This is a genomic window from Streptacidiphilus sp. PB12-B1b, assembly GCF_014084125.1.
GTDB lineage: Bacteria > Actinomycetota > Actinomycetes > Streptomycetales > Streptomycetaceae > Streptacidiphilus.
Map to the genome: position 1 here is coordinate 54,607 of NZ_CP048405.1, position 17,149 is coordinate 71,755.

The 17,149-nt window shown below is 71.6% G+C and carries 19 protein-coding genes and 1 riboswitch; of the genes, 10 read left to right on the forward strand and 9 right to left on the reverse strand.

What is annotated here, in order from left to right; genetic code table 11:
- The first annotated feature begins 110 nt into the window (after positions 1 to 110).
- Both GXW83_RS00245 and GXW83_RS00250 read left to right on the forward strand, forming a co-directional pair.
- Positions 111 to 848 (forward strand): ABC transporter permease, encoded by a 738-nt coding sequence (locus GXW83_RS00245; RefSeq protein WP_225447398.1) that lies wholly within the window; start codon positions 111 to 113, stop codon positions 846 to 848.
- A gap of 93 nt (positions 849 to 941) precedes the next feature.
- Positions 942 to 1,697: an RNA methyltransferase gene (locus GXW83_RS00250; protein WP_182446928.1), complete on the forward strand. Its 756-nt coding sequence runs from the start codon at positions 942 to 944 to the stop codon at positions 1,695 to 1,697.
- A gap of 20 nt (positions 1,698 to 1,717) precedes the next feature.
- Here GXW83_RS00250 and GXW83_RS00255 read toward each other — a convergent pair whose 3' ends face one another.
- From GXW83_RS00255 to GXW83_RS00265, 3 genes are all read right to left on the reverse strand, one after another.
- Positions 1,718 to 2,554, reverse strand: coding sequence for a BRO family protein (locus tag GXW83_RS00255; protein ID WP_182440865.1), 837 nt, complete (start codon positions 2,552 to 2,554; stop codon positions 1,718 to 1,720).
- 157 nt (positions 2,555 to 2,711) lie between these two features.
- Entirely contained in the window at positions 2,712 to 4,442 is a 1,731-nt protein-coding gene (locus GXW83_RS00260; protein WP_182440866.1) for an MFS transporter, read from the reverse strand.
- A gap of 196 nt (positions 4,443 to 4,638) precedes the next feature.
- Positions 4,639 to 5,733 carry an NADH:flavin oxidoreductase/NADH oxidase gene (locus tag GXW83_RS00265; protein WP_182440867.1) on the reverse strand — a complete coding sequence of 365 codons (1,095 nt, stop codon included), beginning with the start codon at positions 5,731 to 5,733 and terminating at the stop codon, positions 4,639 to 4,641.
- Between the two features lie 188 nt (positions 5,734 to 5,921).
- Here GXW83_RS00265 and GXW83_RS00270 point away from each other — a divergent pair, with 188 nt between their 5' ends.
- The 4 genes from GXW83_RS00270 (at position 5,922) to GXW83_RS00285 (ending at position 8,637) form a co-directional block, all read left to right on the forward strand.
- Entirely contained in the window at positions 5,922 to 6,341 is a 420-nt protein-coding gene (locus tag GXW83_RS00270; RefSeq protein ID WP_182440868.1) for a MerR family transcriptional regulator, read from the forward strand.
- A 22-nt stretch (positions 6,342 to 6,363) separates the two neighbouring features.
- A complete protein-coding gene (trxA, locus tag GXW83_RS00275) occupies positions 6,364 to 6,696 on the forward strand; it encodes a thioredoxin (protein WP_304940944.1) in 333 nt (110 codons plus the stop codon).
- 172 nt (positions 6,697 to 6,868) lie between these two features.
- The gene (locus GXW83_RS00280) at positions 6,869 to 8,257 is read left to right on the forward strand and encodes a globin domain-containing protein (protein WP_182440869.1); all 1,389 of its coding nucleotides are present in this window, start codon (positions 6,869 to 6,871) and stop codon (positions 8,255 to 8,257) included.
- Entirely contained in the window at positions 8,221 to 8,637 is a 417-nt protein-coding gene (locus GXW83_RS00285; RefSeq protein ID WP_182440870.1) for a hypothetical protein, read from the forward strand. Before GXW83_RS00280 ends, GXW83_RS00285 begins: the two co-directional genes overlap by 37 nt.
- A 40-nt stretch (positions 8,638 to 8,677) precedes the next feature.
- Here the strand turns inward: GXW83_RS00285 and GXW83_RS00290 are convergent, their stop codons facing one another.
- Together GXW83_RS00290 and GXW83_RS00295 are read right to left on the reverse strand one after the other, a co-directional pair.
- Positions 8,678 to 9,193 (reverse strand): NUDIX domain-containing protein, encoded by a 516-nt coding sequence (locus tag GXW83_RS00290; RefSeq protein WP_182440871.1) that lies wholly within the window; start codon positions 9,191 to 9,193, stop codon positions 8,678 to 8,680.
- Between the two features lie 89 nt (positions 9,194 to 9,282).
- On the reverse strand, positions 9,283 to 9,660 hold the full coding sequence (locus GXW83_RS00295; RefSeq protein ID WP_182440872.1) for a phage holin family protein: 378 nt from the start codon (positions 9,658 to 9,660) through the stop codon (positions 9,283 to 9,285).
- A gap of 145 nt (positions 9,661 to 9,805) precedes the next feature.
- On the opposite strand from GXW83_RS00295, the gene GXW83_RS00300 reads away from it, so the two are divergent.
- From GXW83_RS00300 to GXW83_RS00310, 3 genes are all read left to right on the forward strand, one after another.
- Positions 9,806 to 10,123, forward strand: coding sequence for a cupin domain-containing protein (locus tag GXW83_RS00300; RefSeq protein ID WP_182440873.1), 318 nt, complete (start codon positions 9,806 to 9,808; stop codon positions 10,121 to 10,123).
- Positions 10,124 to 10,128: 5 nt separating this feature from the next.
- Positions 10,129 to 10,803, forward strand: coding sequence for a thiaminase II (tenA, locus tag GXW83_RS00305; protein WP_182440874.1), 675 nt, complete (start codon positions 10,129 to 10,131; stop codon positions 10,801 to 10,803).
- A 150-nt stretch (positions 10,804 to 10,953) separates the two neighbouring features.
- On the forward strand, positions 10,954 to 11,163 hold the full coding sequence (locus tag GXW83_RS00310) for a DUF5326 family protein (RefSeq protein ID WP_182440875.1): 210 nt from the start codon (positions 10,954 to 10,956) through the stop codon (positions 11,161 to 11,163).
- Between the two features lie 93 nt (positions 11,164 to 11,256).
- Here the strand turns inward: GXW83_RS00310 and GXW83_RS00315 are convergent, their stop codons facing one another.
- Positions 11,257 to 12,762: a flotillin family protein gene (locus GXW83_RS00315; protein WP_182446932.1), complete on the reverse strand. Its 1,506-nt coding sequence runs from the start codon at positions 12,760 to 12,762 to the stop codon at positions 11,257 to 11,259.
- Positions 12,763 to 12,963: 201 nt separating this feature from the next.
- A complete protein-coding gene (locus GXW83_RS00320) occupies positions 12,964 to 13,164 on the reverse strand; it encodes a hypothetical protein (protein WP_182440876.1) in 201 nt (66 codons plus the stop codon).
- Positions 13,165 to 13,343: 179 nt separating this feature from the next.
- A riboswitch (TPP riboswitch) is annotated at positions 13,344 to 13,486 on the forward strand.
- Here GXW83_RS00320 and thiC point away from each other — a divergent pair.
- Positions 13,482 to 15,305 carry a phosphomethylpyrimidine synthase ThiC gene (gene thiC, locus GXW83_RS00325; RefSeq protein ID WP_182440877.1) on the forward strand — a complete coding sequence of 608 codons (1,824 nt, stop codon included), beginning with the start codon at positions 13,482 to 13,484 and terminating at the stop codon, positions 15,303 to 15,305. It overlaps the preceding riboswitch by 5 nt.
- Here thiC and GXW83_RS00330 read toward each other — a convergent pair.
- Both GXW83_RS00330 and GXW83_RS00335 read right to left on the reverse strand, forming a co-directional pair.
- Positions 15,284 to 16,336 carry an HTTM domain-containing protein gene (locus tag GXW83_RS00330; protein WP_225446660.1) on the reverse strand — a complete coding sequence of 351 codons (1,053 nt, stop codon included), beginning with the start codon at positions 16,334 to 16,336 and terminating at the stop codon, positions 15,284 to 15,286. The genes thiC and GXW83_RS00330 overlap by 22 nt on opposite strands.
- 10 nt (positions 16,337 to 16,346) lie before the next feature.
- On the reverse strand, positions 16,347 to 17,120 hold the full coding sequence (locus GXW83_RS00335) for a DUF5819 family protein (RefSeq protein ID WP_225446661.1): 774 nt from the start codon (positions 17,118 to 17,120) through the stop codon (positions 16,347 to 16,349).
- Between the last annotated feature and the right edge of the window lie 29 nt (positions 17,121 to 17,149).

Below are 17,149 nucleotides of genomic sequence, written 5' to 3' on the forward strand. Positions count from 1 at the left end.
CCGCCCCCGCCAGGACCACCGCGACCGAGCCGCCGGTACGCCGACGCTCCCCGCTCGCCTGGGCCCGCGAGCGCATCCTGCTCGTCGTCACCGTCCTGATCTTCGTCTTCATGCTCGCCCCGAACGCCGTCATCCTGTGGATGTCGTTCAACAAGCCGGTCGGCAAGTTCGACTACACCTGGAACAAGTTCTCGCTCAGCGCCTGGAAGAACCCCTGCGCCAGCAACGAGATGTGCCACAGCCTGGGCCTGTCCCTGCAGATCGGCGTGGTCGCCACCATCGGCGCCACCATCCTCGGGACGATGATCGCCTTCGCCATGGTCCGGCACCGCTTCCGGGCCCGCTCCGGCATCAACGCCCTGCTGTTCCTGCCGATGGCCGCCCCCGAGGTGGTCATGGGCGCCACCCTGACCGCGCTGTTCTTCAACACCGTCGGCCCGGGCGCGCTGGGCTTCTGGACCATCACCATCGCCCATGTGATGTTCTGCCTCAGCTACGTCGTCGTCACCGTCAAGTCCCGGCTCGCGGGCATGGATCCGACCCTGGAACGCGCGGCGCAGGACCTCTACGCCACCCCGTTCCAGACCTTCATGAAGGTCACCCTGCCGCTGGTGGCGCCCGGCATCGCCGCCGCCGCGCTGCTCTCCTTCGCCCTGTCCATCGACGACTACATCATCACCGTCTTCACCGCGGGCAACCTGGAGACGTTCCCGATGTACATCTACGGCTCGGTCCAGCGCTCCTACCCGGCGCAGATCGACGTCATCGGCTCGCTGATGCTGCTGGGCACCATGGCGATCATCGCCTTCTCGCAGATCCTCGGGCGGGCCCGCACCGCCCGCAGGTAGCGGCGCAGGCCGGACGGGTGCGGGCGACGGGTGTGGGCGACGGGCGCGGGCGACGGGTGTGGGCGCGCTCCGAGCGGGCGCGCCTACGCTTGCCTGGTGAACGACACGGACTCGCCCACCGCCCGCTGGCGGCAGCTCGCCCCGGAGAGCGTGCTGCTCGACGGCTTCCACGCGCTCAAGCACGCGCTGCGCTTCGGCACGGACATCCGCGCGGTGCTCACCAGCGACCGGGCGGCGGTGGCGGAACTCGCCGGGCAGCTGGCGGACGACGTCGCGGCCCGGGTCGACGCCCTCGCGGTGGAGATCCCGGCGGCGGCGCTGCGCGAGCTGGTGCCGCGGGTCCACCCCACCGGCGTCGTCGCGCTCGCCGCCCGCCCGGCCCGCGCCGCCAACCTCGCCCGGCTGGCGCGGCAGCCGCGCCGTGCCCCGGTCGTCCTGCTGGACAACCCGCGCAACCTCGGCAACGTCGGCGCGGTGGTCCGGCTCGCCGCCGGTTTCGGCGCGACCGGCGTCGCCACCACCGGCGACACCGACCCCTGGCATCCGACCGTGGTCCGCGCCGGAGCCGGACTCCACTTCGCCACGGCGGTCGAGCAGGTGACGCTTGATCAGCTTTCGTCGGGGCCGCTGTACGCGCTCGACCCGGAGGGCGAGGACATCCGCGGGCTCACCTTCCCGGACGCGGCGGTCCTCGCCTTCGGCTCGGAACGCCACGGCATCTCCCCCGAACTCCGCGCCCGCGCGGACCACTTGGTCGCCATCCCGATGCAACCCCAGGTCTCCAGCTTCAACCTGGCCACCAGCGTCGGCATGGGCCTCTTCCACTGGATGTCCCGCCGGGAGGCCTGACCCCCGGCGGGTCGTCGGCGTCAGGCCGGAGAGATCCCCAACTCCCTGAGCAGTCCGGCGATTTCAAGGGTGGTTCCGTGCACCCTCGCCTCCCCGATGGTCAACGTCACCAGGCCGGCCGACGCGGTCGGCACCGCGGCGGGGGTCTCCGGCTCGCGCCGTGCGGTGAGGCGTCGGACGACGTCCACGAACCGGATCGATCCGCAGGGGCGGATGCCCTTGCTGCCGCGGATGCCGACCCGGCGGAGCTCCGGGCAGCGGACGTACGGGCCGAACGGCGGCCCGCTGTCCTCCTCCCTGTTCGGGAGGCACACGTCCGTCCGGCCGTGCAGGCAGTGGATCGTCCCGTCGGACAGCACCCGGAAGTCCCCGTCCTCGATCCCCTCGATGCGGGTGACCACCTCCACGGGTTGGCCGATGGCCTCGGCGAAGGTCTCGGCCATCCGCTGCCGCTGCTCGCCGAGATCGGCGTCGCCCCGGCGGAGCGAGGGCAGCAGCTCGGCGGTGACCCACTGCTGGAAGGGCTTGGCGTTGGGCTTCCGGGAACGCATGATCAGCGTGTAGAGCCCGCTCTCGTTGACCAGGCTGAGTACCGGGTTGCCTCGGCGGGATCCATTCCCACCTGCGCTGATGTCATTAGGGTGAGTTGAACTCAACCTAATGGTGCTCGTATTCAGGGTGCGGAGTTCGTGCGGCTCAACGATCTTGCCGATGTGGCCGGAGTGCTCCCGTCCCAGGATCCGGCAGACATCGGCCGTCGAGAACCACGGCTCGCCGTCGATCAGGACGACGCGGATCGGCTGCCCGGTGACCGGGAAGGCCGAGTGGGTCAGGGTGGGTTGTTCGGTGTGCGGCATGACGTCCCTCTCGGGTTGGTGGTGCGGACGTCCTGCTCAACCCGGTTAGTCACACCGGGGTCACCCGTTCGGCGCAGTTATTTGTTTGTATGCGGTGTGTACTCGGCTGGCGCGCGCCGGGGGTGGCGCGAGGACGTGCCCCGCGCCACCCGTACCGCTACGCCGTGCGCTTCGCTCCGCCGCCGGTGACCAGCGACGCGCCCGCCGCGATCAGGCAGGCGGCCAGGGCGAACCAGAAGGCGACCGCGAGGCCGTCCTGGAACGGGCCGGTCACCAGGTGCGGGAAGAAGCTGCGGCCGGTCAGGTAGGACGCCTTGTCCGCGGGCAGCTGGTGCAGCACCTGCGGTCCCAGCAGCTGCTTCATCGGGTTGTAGCCGAGGAAGCAGGCGAACAGCACGGCCAGCGGGGGCAGGTGCGAGATCTGCTGGGCTGCCGCGCTCGGCACGCCCTGCGCGGTCAGTCCGCCGTACATGGCGCTCGGCAGGTGGGCCGACAGGCCCAGCACGATCAGGCTGAAGAAGACGCCGATGGAGAGCACCATGGCGGTGTTCTGGAAGGTCGCGGTCATCCCCGCGCCCACGCCGCGCTGCTGCGGCGGCAGCGAGTTCATGATCTGCACGCGGTTGGGGGAGGCGAACAGCCCGGCACCCACGCCGTTCAGCACCAGGATCAGCGCGAAGGCCCAGTAGGGGAAGTCCACCGGCAGGATCATCAGCAGGCCGAAGCTGAGCGCGTTCATCAGGGCTCCGGCGACGGTGAACACCCGGGAGCCGAAGCGGTCCGAGAGCATCCCGGAGAGCGGCGCGGCGACCAGCAGGCCCACGGTCAGCGGGATCATGTAGATGCCGGCCCACAGCGGCGTCTGCTCGAAGCTGTAGCCGTGCAGCGGCAGCCAGATGCCCTGCAGCCAGATGATCAGGATGAACTGGAGCCCGCCTCGGCCGAGCGCGGCCAGCAGGCTGGCCAGGTTGCCCGCGGTGAACGCCTTGATCTTGAACAGCGAGAGGTGGAACAGCGGTTCGGCGACCCGGGTCTCGATCCAGCAGAACAGCAGCAGGACGGCCACGCCGCCGATCATCGCGGTGAGCACCCACGGGTTGCCCCAGCCGGTGCTGCTCTTGCCGTAGGGCTGGATGCCGTAGGTAATGCCGACCAGGACCGAGATCAGGCCGACGGCGAAGGTGAGGTTGCCCCACCAGTCCATCCGGGCCGGACGGCGCTCGCTGGTGTCCTTGAGCTTGAGGTAGGCCCAGACCGTGCCGAAGAGGCTGACCGGGACGGACACCAGGAAGATCCAGCGCCAGCCGACCGGTCCCAGCACGCCGCCGAGCATCAGGCCGATGAAGGAGCCGGAGATGCCCGCGATGACGTTGATGCCGAGCGCGGTGCCGCGCTGGTTGGCGGGGAAGGCGTCGGTGAGGATGGCGGTGGAGTTGGCGAAGATCAGCGCGCCGCCGATGCCCTGCACCACGCGCCAGCCGATCAGCCACAGGGCGGCCTGGGAGCCGTGGCCGAAGGTGAGCGACAGCATGATCGAGCACACCGTGAACACGGCGAAGCCCATGTTGTACATCCGGACCCGGCCGAACATGTCGCCGAGCCTGCCGAAGGAGACCACCAGGACGGCGGTGACCACCATGAAGCCCATCATCATCCACAGCAGATAGCTGGTGTTCTGCGGATCGAGCGGGTTGAGCCGGATGCCGTCGAAGATGTTGGGCAGTGCGATCAGCACGATCGACTGGTTGATCATCACCATCAGCATGCCGATGGTGGTGTTGGAGAGGGCGATCCACTTGTAGTGCGGTCCGTGCGGACTGTGGTGGGTCAGTGGATCAGATGATGCGGGCGGTGCGGATATGGGTGGTTGTGCGGTGTCGCCAGCCATGGAGAAGCCTCACTTGAGTGGTTGCTACCTACAACGATCTCAGGAGTGAGGGGGATTGTCACCCAGTCGCCGCAGTCACCTGGTCCGACCTCCGCAGCCGCCTGCCGCAACCACCTGCCGCAGTCGCCTGCCGCAGTCGCCCGGCCGGGCGCGGCACCGGACGGGGTGCCGCGCCCGGCCGGTGCCGGTTGCCGGGTCAGGCCCGGGCGTACTGCGGGGCCGGGGGTACGGTCGCGCCCAGCTCGCGGGCGGCGTGGCGCGGCCAGTACGGGTCGCGCAGCAGCTGGCGGCCGAGGAGCACGGCGTCGGCGTGGCCGTCGGCCAGGATGGACTGGGCCTGGTTCGGCTCGGTGATCAGGCCGACGGCCGCGGTGGGCAGGCCGGTCTGCTCGCGTACGGCGGCGGCGAAGCGGACCTGGTAGCCGGGGGCGACCGGGATGGCGGCGTCCGGGACGTTGCCGCCGGTGGAGACGTCGAGCAGGTCGACCCCGTGGGTCTGCAGCTCCTTGGCGAGGCGGACGGTGTCCTCGCCGGTCCAGCCCTGCCGGGCGTCGTCGGCGTCCCCGGCGAGCCAGTCGGTGGCGGAGGTGCGGAAGAACAGCGGCAGTTCCTCGGGCCAGACGGCGCGGACGGCGTCCACCACCTCCAGCGCGAAGCGCATCCGGTTCTCCAGCGAGCCGCCGTAGCCGTCGGTGCGGGTGTTGGAGTAGGGGGAGAGGAACTCGTGGACCAGGTAGCCGTGCGCGCCGTGGATCTCGGCGACCTTGAATCCGGCTGCCAGGGCCCGACGGGCGGCGTCGGCGAACTGCTGGACGATGCCCGCGATCTCCTCGGTGGTCAGCTCGGCGGGCAGCAGGTAGCCCTCGTTGAAGGGCAGCGCGCTGGGGGCGACCGGCGTCCAGCCCTTGCCGTCGGGCGGCAGGGCCGCGCCGCCGGACCAGGGGCTGTCGGTGGACGCCTTGCGTCCGGCGTGGGCCAGCTGGATGCCCGGCACGGCGCCCTGGGCGGTGAGGAAGGCGGTGGTCCGGCGGAAGGCGTCGGCCTGGTGGTCGTTCCAGATGCCCAGGTCGTAGGGGCTGATCCGGCCCTCGGGGCTGATGGCGGTGGCCTCGGTGAGGATCAGCCCGGCGCCGCCGGTGGCGCGGGAGGCCAGGTGCTGGAAGTGCCAGTCATTGGGGGCGCCGGTGTCGGGCCCCTCGGAGGCAGCCGAGTACTGGCACATGGGCGCCATCCAGACGCGGTTGGGGATGGTCAGTCCACGCAGGGTGAGCGGCTCGAACAGGATGCTCATGGAGTCCTCGTCAGGGGAGAGGGGCTGCTTCCGCAGCCCATAGTAGGCAGCGTAAGCAATAGTTGCAAATGCATGTGTATTGGCGGGGGCAGGAGGGAAATGCGGTCGGGGGAGACTGGCGTTGACGTCGGCGTCAAGGTCTAGCGTCGGCACCGCACAGCGGCGAACCGGAACGGCGGGAGAGCGGGATGCGCATCGGCGAACTCGCGGAGCGCGCGGGCACCACCACGCGCACGCTGCGGTACTACGAATCGCGCGGACTGCTCCCGGCCCGCCGGGCGGGCAACGGCTACCGCGCCTACGGCGAGGAGGATCTGCGGCTGCTGCGGCAGATCCGGCTGCTCCAGGACTTCGGCTTCGACCTGGAGGAGACCCGCCCCTTCGTCGAGTGCCTGCGGGCCGGGCACCCCACCGGGGACTCCTGCCCGGCCTCGCTGGAGGTCTACCGGCGCAAGCTGGCCGAGCTGGACGCGTGCATCGACCGGCTGCAGGCCGTGCGGGCGCAGGTCGGCGCGCAGCTGGCGCGGGCCCGGCTGGAGGCGCAGGCCGGGCAGCCGGAGCCGCCGGTGTGCGAGCTGACCTCGGGCACCGTGCCCGAGGACCGATGACGACGACAGGACGGTGGGGAACATGGCGCAGATCGAGGGCGTGCTCGCGGTGACGGACGCGAGCTTCGCGGACGAGGTGCTGGCCGCGCAGGGGCCGGTGCTGGTGGAGTTCACGGCCGACTGGTGCGCACCGTGCCGGATGATCGCACCGGTGCTGGCCGAGGTCGCCCAGGAGCAGGCAGGTCGGCTGAAAGTGGTCACGCTGGATGTGGACGCCAACCCCGTCGTCCAGGCGGCGTACGGGGTGCTGTCGATGCCGACGCTGATGGTGTTCCGGGCCGGCGAGCCGGTGAAGTCGCTGGTCGGGGCCCGTCCCAAGCGCCGGCTGGTGCAGGAGTTGACCGACGTGGTGTGAGGGCCGCTGGTGCCGGAGGTACCGGGGTGGTGTGCGGGGTGCGCACGGTAGCGCGTCGGTCTGGCGCGCGCCCCACTCTTCCTCTTATTAGTCCGATCGGGAGCTCCGTCGTGACACGCTGCTGGGCGGTAGGAGCACTGTGTGCTGATACGACGGGAGACGACGCCGAAACGTGTCTATCGGAAGCGCTCTCAATCGACATGGCCGATCACGTGGTCGGCAGGAGACGGCCGCGCCGCCGGAGCCCCCGCCGGGGCTGACGGCGGAGGCGTCCGAGGCCGGGTCGCAGCCGGACGCGGCCCCCGGGCCGCTGCCGGGGCCGCCGCCCGGTGCCGGTGCCGGTGCCGCTGCGGGTTCCGCCACCGGCACCGACGACCCGGCCCGGGGCCGGGCCCCGCAGGCCCCGGCGCAGGCTCCGCCGTACGCCCCGCCCCCGGCACCGGCCCCGCCGACGGCTCCGCCGTACGCCCCGCCGCCCGCGCCGCAGGCCGCACCGGGGATCGTGGTGCCGCCGCTCCCGGACCATCTGCCGGTGCCCGTCCGCCAGGTCTACACCCCGATGATCACCAACGCGCCGGGGCTGAACTGGGTCGGCCCCGGCGACGCCTGGACCAGGGCCTGGGCGCAGCCGCAGTCCGCCGCGCCCCCGCAGCAGCCTCCGGCCGCCGCGCCCGGCGCGCCCGCCGCGCCCGGCGCGCCCGGTGCCGTCCCGTCGGCCGGGGCACCGCCGCATCCGCAGCTGTTCCCGCCGCTGCCGCCGCTGCTGAGCCCGGAGACGGCGGTCGCGGTCCTGCCGCTGGCGGCCTCGGCCAGGAGCACCGAGCCGGACATCGTGCTGGTGCAGCGGCTGCTGGCGGCGGTGGAGCCGGTCGCCGACCGGGCCGTGGCGCACTTCTACGCGGTGCTCTTCGTCCGCAGTCCCGAGCTGCGGGCGCTGTTCCCGGCCGCCATGGACCTCCAGCGGGACCGGCTGTTCCGGGCGCTGCTGGCGGCGGCCCGGGCCGCCGAGGACCCGGTCGCGCTGAAGGCCCTGATCGAGCCGCTGGCCCGGGGCCACCGCAAGTACGGCGTGCGCAGCGAGCACTACGCCCCGGTCGGGGCGGCGCTGCTGGCCGCCCTGGCGCACTTCGGCGGCAGCGCCTGGAACCGGCATGCCGAGGCCGCGATGGGCAGGGTCTACGGCGCGGTCTCGCAGCTGATGATCGACGCGGCGGAGCAGGACGCCGTGGCCTCGCCGCCCTGGTGGCAGGCGGAGGTGGTCGAGGTGCAGTCGCTGACCGGGGACATCTCGCAGGTCACCGTGCGCACCGACCAGCCCTACCCGTTCCGGGCCGGCCAGTACGCCACGCTGGAGGTGCCCCTGTGGCCGCGCGTCTGGCGGCCCTACTCGATGGCCAACGCGCCGCGCCCGGACGGGCTGCTGACCTTCCAGGTGAAGGCCGTGCCCGCAGGCTGGGTCAGCAACGCCCTGGTCCGCCGGACCGCCCCGGGGACGTGCTGCGCCTCGGTCCGGCCGCCGGGACGATGGCGCTGCGGTCCGGCAGCCGGGCTCCGCTGCTGATGGTCGGCGGCGGCACCGGGATCTCGCCGATCCTGTCGCTGGTGCAGGAGATGGCGACGCTGCCGAAGGCGCAGTGCCGCTCGGTGGAGGTCTTCTACGGCGCCCGGAACGAGGCCGAGCTGTACGCCCGGGGGGCTCTGGTCGAGCTGGCGAAACGTCACTCCTGGCTGACCGTGCGCACCGCCGTGTTGGAGGGGCCGACCGAGGGGCTGCGCGGCGCGCTGCCCGACGTCGTCGCCGCTCAGGGGCCGTGGGACGAGTACGAGGCGTACATCAGCGGGCCGCCCGCAATGGTGCGGCGCGGCGTCCGGGCGCTGTACGCGGTCGGCGTCGCCAAGGACCGCATCCAGCACGACCTGGGGGACGAGGCGCTGGGCTGAGGGGACGCGGCGCGGGAGCGCGGGTCCGGCCGGGCCGGGGTCAGCCGCCGAGGTCGTCCGCCAGCAGGGCCCGGATGCCCTCGATGTTGTTGGCCAGGTAGGCCCGCAGGGAGGGTGGCACCACGTTGACCGAGGTCACCCCTTCGCGGGTGAACGGCAGCCGGACCACCTCGTACTCGCCGTTCGGCTCGTCCACCTCGGGGCCGTGGCGCTGGGAGAGGTCCATCGACTCCAGGCGGCACACGAAGAAGTGCTGCACCTTGACGCCGTGCGGATGCGCCGGGTCGCCGTTGTCGTGGTGGGTGTAGGAGACGGTGTCGACGAAGGCGGGGACCGGGTTGGTCGCCTTGCCGCCGAGCTCCTCGGAGAGCTCCCGGTGCAGGCCGTCCAGGACGGTCGGGTCGGTCGGTTCGACGCCGCCGCCGGGGGTGATCCAGTACGGGTGCCGCCCGGGCTTGGTCCGCTTGATCAGGATGATCGAGGTGCCGTCCGGCGTGGGGTCCAGCAGGATGGCACGGGCAGTGCGCTTGACCACAGGGCGGTCACCAGGACCCATGGGCTTCCTCCGTGCGTGATGCTTGCAGGGAGTGTGCCGCATGGGGCCCCCGGTGAAACTCGTACGCCCGAGCGACCGGAGCCTGGTGCTCAGTCCTTGTCGGGGAAGAGCATGTGCAGGGCCCAGGCCACCACGCTGATGATCAGCGAGCCGAGCAGGGCCGCCACGAAGCCGTCCACGTGGAAGTTCAGGTGGAGCTTGCCGGACGCCCAGGAGGTCAGCCACAGCATCAGCGCGTTGATCACAAAGGTGATCAGCCCCAGCGTCAGGATGAACAGCGGCAGCGAGAACAGCTTCACGATCGGCTTGATGGCGAAGTTCACCAGGCCGAAGATGAGCGCCACCAGCACCACGGTGAGCGCTTTGTGCTCCCAGTCGCCCGACGTCAGGGTGATTCCCTTGACGATCCAGGCGGCCACCCAGATGGCTACCGCATTGATGAGGGTCTTGCCGACAAATCGAAGCATGGCGTGATCGTCGCAGGCGCGCGGGGTCCAGCGGAAGTATCCACGGGTGCCGCTGCGCACCTTGTTACCGGGATGATTCACAGAGCCTGGTTCAATACGGGACTGGTGCCGTATCCCGATGCCGATCACAGGGAAGTGGATTCCGATGCAGGTATTCCGGTTGGACGACCTGGACGCCGAGCGCGCCGCCAACGAGGGCGCGTACCTGCGCTTCATCAACGAGCGCAACATGTCCGTCGGCCTGTACGCCCTCGACCAGGGCGCCCAGGACCCGCAGCAGCCGCACGGCCAGGACGAGGTCTACCTCGTCGTCAGCGGGCGTGCGTCCATCACCGTCGGCGAGGAGACCACCATGGTGGCGCGCGGCAGTGTCGTCTACGTCCCGGCCGGGGTCGGCCACCGCTTCCACCACATCTCCGAGGACCTCCGCGTCCTCGTCGTCTTCTCACCCCCGGAGCGCTGACCGCCATGACCGCCACCACCGCCGTCCCCTTCCGTGAACGGCTCTGGGCGGCGGGCGACGCTGTCTACCGCGAGATCCTGGATCACCCCTTCCTGCGCGGCCTGACCGACGGCAGCCTGCCGCACGCCGCCTTCCGCCACTTCGTCGTCCAGGACTCGCACTACCTGCGCGACTACGCCCGGGCGCTGGCGGTCTGCGCGGCCAAGGCGCCCACCGAGGAGGACGTCCGCGCCTTCGCCGCCGACGCGGCCGGCGCGCTCGCCGCCGAGCAGGACATGCACGCCGAGTTCCTGGCGGAGCTGGGCCCGGACCGGGGCGCGCAGGACGGCGTGCTGCCGACCACCCGCGCCTACACCAGCTACCTGCTGGCCACGGCCTACGGCGGGTCCTTCGCCGAGGGCCTGGCCGCCGTGCTGCCCTGCTACTGGATCTACGCCCGCGTCGGCGAGGCCCTGCTGGCGGCGTCCTCCCCCGATCCGCTCTACGCCCGCTGGATCGCCACCTACGCGGACGAGGAGTTCCAGACCGTGGTCCGCCGGGTGCTGGAGCTGGCCGACCGGATCGGCGCGGAGCTGTCGGAGGCCGAACAGCGGCGCGCGGTCGAGCACTTCGCCACCACCGCGCGCTACGAATGGATGTTCTGGGACGCCGCCTGGCGCGGCGAGTCCTGGCCGGTCTGAGGCCCGGCTGATCAGGGTCTTATCCGGGTCATCTCAGGGGCGTACCCCCTCCGCGGGGCAGCGCGGCCGCCGTACGATCGACCCATCAGCACCAGTGGAGGGCCGGCGGCCCCGAGGCCCCGGGAAACCCCGTGGGGGAGGACGGACATCATGACGGAGATCTGGAAGACCCTGCCCGGCTGGATCCGGTACATCGTGGTGCCCATCATCGCGCTGATCGTCGCCTGGGCGATCGTCTCGGCGGTCATCGGCGCGATCTTCGGGCTGATGTGGTTCATCTTCGGCTGGGTCATCAAGGCGCTGGTGATCGTCGCCCTGGGCGCGGTGGTCGTGATCCTGGTGAAGAAGGCCTCGCGCTAGCGCCGACGCGCTGGAAGGGCCCGGTCGAGCCGGGCCGGGCGCCCGCACCCGGTGAGGGGTGCGGGCGCCCCGTGCTTCAGTCGGACCACGCCGTCAGTCGGACTGCACCGGGATCTGCTCCACCCTGGGCGCCGAGCCGTTGGGCGGGGCCGGCAGGGTGGGGGCCGCCTGGTCGTCCTTCATCTGGTTCAGCAGCTGCCGGGCCAGGCCGAGCCCGGTACCGCCCATGGTCAGCGCCTTGGCGAACATCTCGCCCATGCCCTCGGCGCCGTTGAGCAGCACCATGTGCTCCACACTGCCGAAGGCCGACGCGCCCGCCCGGACGATCTCCGGCCAGTTCTCGGCCAACTGCTGCGCCACGACCGCTTCCTGGTTCTCGGCCAGGGCCGCTGCCCGGGCCTTGATCGCCTCGGCCTCGGCCAGGCCCAGCGCCTTCGCCGCCGCGGCCTCGGCCAGACCGCGGGCCTGTACCGACTCGGCTTCGGCCAGCCCGCGCGCCCGGGCGGCGGCGGCCTCGGCCTCACCGGTCGCCCGCAACTCCCCGGAGACGGCCTGGGCGTGGGCCTTGGTCGCCTCCGCCGCCGCCAGCGCGGCGATCTTCACCTGGTTGGCGTCGGCGACCGCCCGCAGCTCGGTCTCCTGCGCCTGGGCCTGCGCCGCCGAGATCCGCGCGTCACGCTCGGCCTCGGCGATGGTGCGGGTCTGGTAGGCGGCGGCGTCCGCCGGCTTGCGGACGTCGATCTGCAGCTGCTGTTCGCGGCGCTGCGCCTCCAGCTCGGCGACCCTGGTCTCCTGGACGACGACCTCCTGCCGGGCGGCGGCCTCCGCGAGCGGGCCCGCCTGCTTGGCCTCGGCCTGGGCCTTCTCCCTCTCGGCACGGTAACCGGACTGCAGGATCTCGCTGTTGCGGGTGGACTCGGCCTTGCGGGCCGCCGCCTCCTGCTCGGCGTGGGTCGCCGCCCGGTCGGCCTCCGCCTGCGCGATGCGGGCGTCCCGGTGGACGGCCGCCGCGTGCGGGGCGGCGAGGTTCTTGATGTAGCCGGTCGGGTCGAGGATCTCCTGGATCTGCAGCGAGTCGATGATCAGACCCAGCTTCTCCATCTCCGAGCCGGAGGCCGCCCGGGTCTCCCCGGTCAGCCGTTCGCGGTCGCGGATCATGTCCTCGACGGTCAGGCTGCCGACGATGGAGCGCAGGTGCCCGGCGAAGACGTTGTGCACCCGGCTGCCCATCATCTTCTGCTGGTCCAGGAACCGCCGGGCGGCGTTGGCTATGGACGCGTGGTCGTCACCGACCTTGAAGATCACCACACCCCGGACCCGGACCGGGATGCCCTGCGAGGTCACGCACTCGACGTCCAGGTCGGCCTCGTTCAGGTCGAGCGACATCTTGCGGACGACCTGCACCCCGGGCGTCACCAGGGTGCCGCGACCGGTCACGATACGGAACCCGAGGCCGTCGTCGAGCCCCGCGGTCCGGTGCTTGGAGCCGGAGATCAGCAGGGCCTCGTTCGGCTCGGCGACCCGCCACATCAGTTTGAACAGCACGATCACAACGATGAGGGCGACGACGGCCGCGCCCCCGATGACGCCGATGAACATCGGCACATTCCCCCTTCGACGCCGCCCGGCCCGTGGCTGCGCGACTGTGCAGGAGTGCGCGGGCTACGAGGCGGCCGATCGGAAGTGTGCACCCGCCGCCCGGGCCGGCGAAAGGCGGTGCCCACAATTGATGGAAACTTGAGCGGGATCAGCCGGCGGAAGGCGTGGCAAGTCGGGCGTATCCCCTGCTGGTTGCTTGATTCAACCGATTAGTTGGGCCACGTACACCGTCCGCGGCGGCAGGTACTCCTGGACGATCACCAGCGTCCCCGTGGTTATCCGCTCGCCGGGCACCGCCGGGTACGCCAGGAACGCCTCGGTGCCGCCGCGCACCGCGATCAGCACCTCGCCGACCAGCCCCGGGCCGACCGTCCCGGTCACCCGTCCCGTACTGCCGACCATCTCCGGCCCCCCTCCGTCGACCCCGGCACCCGCACCCGGGTATCCGGTCCATCCGGTCCATCCGGTTCGGACGATACTCCCGTGCACCGACAACGGCCGCCCGGAATATCCCCGGGCGTCCGGTCTGCTCAGGCCCCCTGGCCAACTCCGCCCGGGTCTGGGTACGGTGAGGCCATCTCATTTGCAGACGCGGGAGCTCGGAGCACCGGGCTGAGAGGGCGCTGACCGTCGTACATCGCACGCCGATGTGGGACTGCTGCTTGCGCCGACCGCAGGAACCTGACCGGGTAATGCCGGCGTAGGGAGTAGCAGGTCTCATGACCGAGCATGACGCACGACCGCAGCAGCACGCCGCCTCCGGAACCTCCGGAGCCTCCAGCACGTCCACCGGTTACCCGGCCCCGGCCTGGCGCAAGGCCTACCGCACCGGATCGCGTCCTGACCTCCGGGTGCCCTACCGGGAGGTGCGGCTGACCAACGGCGGCACCGTCCCGCTGTACGACACCTCCGGCCCGTACACCGACCCGGAGTTCCAGCCGGACGTCCGGCGCGGGCTCCCGGCACTGCGCGACCCCTGGATCGTCCGCCGCGGCGACGTCGAGGACTACCACGGCCGCGAGGCCCGCCCCGAGGACGACGGCCTGCGGCACACCTCGCCGCGCGGCGGACTGGCCAACCTGGACGCGGTCTTCCCCGGCCGCCCGCGCCGCCCGCGCCGGGCCCGCGACGGCCAGGCAGTCACCCAACTCGCCTACGCGCGGCGGGGGGTGGTCACCGACGAGATGGAGTTCGCGGCCCTGCGCGAGGGCATGGACCCGCAGGTCGTGCGCGAGGAGATCGCCTCCGGGCGGGCGGTGCTGCCGGCCAACGTGAACCACCCGGAGTCCGAGCCGATGCTGATCGGCAGCCGCTTCCTGGTGAAGATCAACGCCAACATCGGCAACTCGGCGGTCACCTCCTCCATCGAGGAGGAGGTGGAGAAGATGTCGTGGGCCACCCGCTGGGGCGCCGACACCGTGATGGACCTCTCCACCGGCCGCAACATCCACACCACCCGTGAGTGGATCCTGCGCAACTCCCCCGTGCCGATCGGCACCGTGCCGCTCTACCAGGCACTGGAGAAGGTCGACGGCCGCGCCGAGGAGCTCTCCTGGGAGGTCTACCGCGACACCGTCATCGAGCAGTGCGAGCAGGGCGTGGACTACATGACCGTCCACGCCGGGGTGCTGCTGCGCTACGTCCCGCTCACCGCGCGCCGCCGCACCGGCATCGTCTCGCGCGGCGGCTCGATCATGGCGGCCTGGTGCCTGGCGCACCACCAGGAGAACTTCCTGTACACCAACTTCGCGGAGCTGTGCGACATCCTGCGCGCCTACGACGTCACCTACTCGCTCGGCGACGGGCTGCGCCCCGGCTCCACCTCGGACGCCAACGACGAGGCGCAGTTCGCCGAGCTGCAGACGCTGGGGGAGCTGGGCCGGATCGCCCGCTCGCGCGACGTGCAGGTGATGATCGAGGGCCCGGGGCACGTCCCCATGCACAAGATCCGCGAGAACATGGAGCTGCAGCGGGAGGTCTGCGACGAGGCGCCGTTCTACACCCTAGGCCCGCTGACCACCGACGTCGCCCCGGGCTACGACCACATCACCTCGGGCATCGGCGCAGCCATGATCGCCTGGTGGGGCACGGCGATGCTCTGCTACGTCACGCCCAAGGAGCACCTGGGGCTGCCGAACCGGGACGACGTCAAGACCGGCGTCATCACCTACAAGATCGCGGCCCACGCCGCCGACCTGGCCAAGGGCCACCCCGGGGCGCAGCTCTGGGACGACGCCCTCTCCGACGCCCGCTTCGAGTTCCGCTGGGAGGACCAGTTCAACCTGGCCCTCGACCCGGAGACGGCCCGCGACTTCCACGACGAGACGCTGCCGGCCGAGCCCGCCAAGACCGCGCACTTCTGCTCGATGTGCGGCCCCAAGTTCTGCTCGATGCGGATCTCGCAGGACATCCGCGAGGAGTTCGGCGCGGATCTCGGCCTCGGCGCGGAGGCCGCCGCTGCCGCCGCGGAGGCCGGGATGCGCGCCAAGTCGGAGGAGTTCGCCGCCTCCGGCAACCGGGTCTACCTGCCCATGGCCGACTGAGGCAGGTCGGGCAGGCGGTACCCGGGGTCACGAGGGGAACCCCGGGTACCGCGCCCGCCCGGTCGGGCGATGCGCAGCAGCAGGCGGTCCGGGAGGAACACCGCGTCGGCGGTGATCATCGCGCCGGAGAACACCGGCAGCCCCAGCAGCACGGCGATGCCGAGGTGCAGGGCGACGAGCAAAGCCAGGACGACGTACTTGGCCCGGCTGAACAGGGTGAACGGAAAGGCCACCTGGACCAGGACGGTCAGGTAGCTGCCGACGGCCAGCAGCAGGGCGTGGCCGTCGGCCGCCCGGGAGAGCGCGGGCCAGGGCTGGAACAGGTCGAGATTCAGCACGTAGTGCAGCGCGGTCCCGTCCCGCCACAGGCCGCCCTGGACCTTGAACAGGCCGGCCGAGCCGTAGAGCAGGCAGACCTGGGCCGCGATGACGAACATGCCGCAGTTGTGCAGCGTGTTGCTCAGCAGGCTGCGGATTTGGACGGCCTGCCGCAGTGCCGGTCGCAGCAGCGGCGCGGGGCGGGGGCGGGTGCGGCTTCGGCGGGCGTCGAGGGACCAGCGTCGTCCGCAGGCCGTGAACATCAGGTACACGGCCATCAGCTCGATCAGGTTGTCGCCTCCGTCCGTCATGAACACGGCCCGGCCGTGGAACGAGGTGACCACCACGGCGAACACCACGGACGTCGCCCTGGTGTGCCAGCCCAGCGCGAACAGGGCCGAGGCGAGCAGCGCCAGCGCGTAGCAGCAGGTGAACCAGGCCGGGCGGTCGGACAGCGTGAGGATGCTGAACCACCCGTCGCGGGCCAGGAGTTCGCGTGCCAGCGCCGGGCTCCAGGGCGAGCCCGGGCCCCAGATCTCGTCGCGGTGCGGGAACTCGCGCAGCAGCACGGCCAGGTACAGCAGGCCGTATCCGATGCGCAGCACGGCGGCCGCGTGGAGGGACACCGCCTGCTCGGTCACGAAGGCGAAGGCCCGGTCGGCGGCGGCGAGGGGTCGGCGCGCGAGGGTTCGGCGCGCGAGGGGCCTGCGCACGGGGGTACGGTCAACGGCCATCGGGGGTCACCTGCCACCAGGGGAGAAAGATCGTGTCGGAGGCCGGCGCCGGGGTACGCGCCCCGGACGCCTGGGGCGGGATCGGGGAGATGGGTGTGGTGGTGATCCGCAACTGGACGGCGTCGAAGCCGTGTTGACCGTGGGCGCCGAGGCGTTGCGCGGCGATGGCGGCCAGATAGTGCCGGAGCATGCCTGCCTGACCCGAAGCGTCCTCGTCGCCGTCCGGTGCCGCCTGGTAGGCGGACCACGCCCGCCGCAGCATGTTCTGTGCGGTCCGGCTCGGGAAGGGGTCGTGCCGCACCGCGGACTCGTCCATGCCGGTCAGGTCGACCCAGGGGCCGGCCCGGCGGGCGCCGTCGGGGGAGGTGACCGCCGAGCGTGCGGAGATCTGCTCGCGGTCGGCCTGCGGGTCAGGGGCGAACAGCTGCCAGTTCTGCTCGAAGTAGGGATAGATCCAGGCGTTGATCTGCTGCTCGTACCGCTGGGAGACGGTGTTGGAGGGCGCGACGAACAGGAACATCATGCAGACGTGGACGAGCGCGGTGGCGCAGCACGCGCAGACCGCGCAGACGACCGCCCACCGGACGGGCCGGGGCAGCGGAGGGCACGGGCCCGGCGGGTCACCGGCGGCGGCCTCCCGCTCCTGTGCGCGTACGAGGCGCGTACCGGAGGCCGGCCGGGGGACGGACGGTGCCCGGTCCACCTGTGTGCTGCCCGGCTGTGTGCTGCCCGGCCCGGAACGGCCGTTGTCGGTGCCGCTCATTGCATCCCTCCACCGTTGATCTCCGGACA

Excerpts from the sequence above, each read along its gene's own strand:
- thiC (WP_182440877.1), top strand. The coding sequence starts at position 13,482 with ATGACCGAGCATGACGCACGACCGCAGCAGCACGCCGCCTCCGGAACC.
- GXW83_RS00255 (WP_182440865.1), bottom strand. The coding sequence starts at position 2,554 with ATGCCGCACACCGAACAACCCACCCTGACCCACTCGGCCTTCCCGGTC.
- GXW83_RS00245 (WP_225447398.1), top strand. The coding sequence starts at position 111 with ATGCTCGCCCCGAACGCCGTCATCCTGTGGATGTCGTTCAACAAGCCG.
- GXW83_RS00290 (WP_182440871.1), bottom strand. The coding sequence starts at position 9,193 with ATGGGTCCTGGTGACCGCCCTGTGGTCAAGCGCACTGCCCGTGCCATC.
- GXW83_RS00310 (WP_182440875.1), top strand. The coding sequence starts at position 10,954 with ATGACGGAGATCTGGAAGACCCTGCCCGGCTGGATCCGGTACATCGTG.
- GXW83_RS00300 (WP_182440873.1), top strand. The coding sequence starts at position 9,806 with ATGCAGGTATTCCGGTTGGACGACCTGGACGCCGAGCGCGCCGCCAAC.
- GXW83_RS00270 (WP_182440868.1), top strand. The coding sequence starts at position 5,922 with ATGCGCATCGGCGAACTCGCGGAGCGCGCGGGCACCACCACGCGCACG.
- trxA (WP_304940944.1), top strand. The coding sequence starts at position 6,364 with ATGGCGCAGATCGAGGGCGTGCTCGCGGTGACGGACGCGAGCTTCGCG.
- GXW83_RS00320 (WP_182440876.1), bottom strand. The coding sequence starts at position 13,164 with ATGGTCGGCAGTACGGGACGGGTGACCGGGACGGTCGGCCCGGGGCTG.
- GXW83_RS00265 (WP_182440867.1), bottom strand. The coding sequence starts at position 5,733 with ATGAGCATCCTGTTCGAGCCGCTCACCCTGCGTGGACTGACCATCCCC.
- GXW83_RS00315 (WP_182446932.1), bottom strand. The coding sequence starts at position 12,762 with ATGTTCATCGGCGTCATCGGGGGCGCGGCCGTCGTCGCCCTCATCGTT.
- GXW83_RS00260 (WP_182440866.1), bottom strand. The coding sequence starts at position 4,442 with ATGGCTGGCGACACCGCACAACCACCCATATCCGCACCGCCCGCATCA.
- GXW83_RS00285 (WP_182440870.1), top strand. The coding sequence starts at position 8,221 with ATGGCGCTGCGGTCCGGCAGCCGGGCTCCGCTGCTGATGGTCGGCGGC.
- tenA (WP_182440874.1), top strand. The coding sequence starts at position 10,129 with ATGACCGCCACCACCGCCGTCCCCTTCCGTGAACGGCTCTGGGCGGCG.
- GXW83_RS00295 (WP_182440872.1), bottom strand. The coding sequence starts at position 9,660 with ATGCTTCGATTTGTCGGCAAGACCCTCATCAATGCGGTAGCCATCTGG.
- GXW83_RS00335 (WP_225446661.1), bottom strand. The coding sequence starts at position 17,120 with ATGAGCGGCACCGACAACGGCCGTTCCGGGCCGGGCAGCACACAGCCG.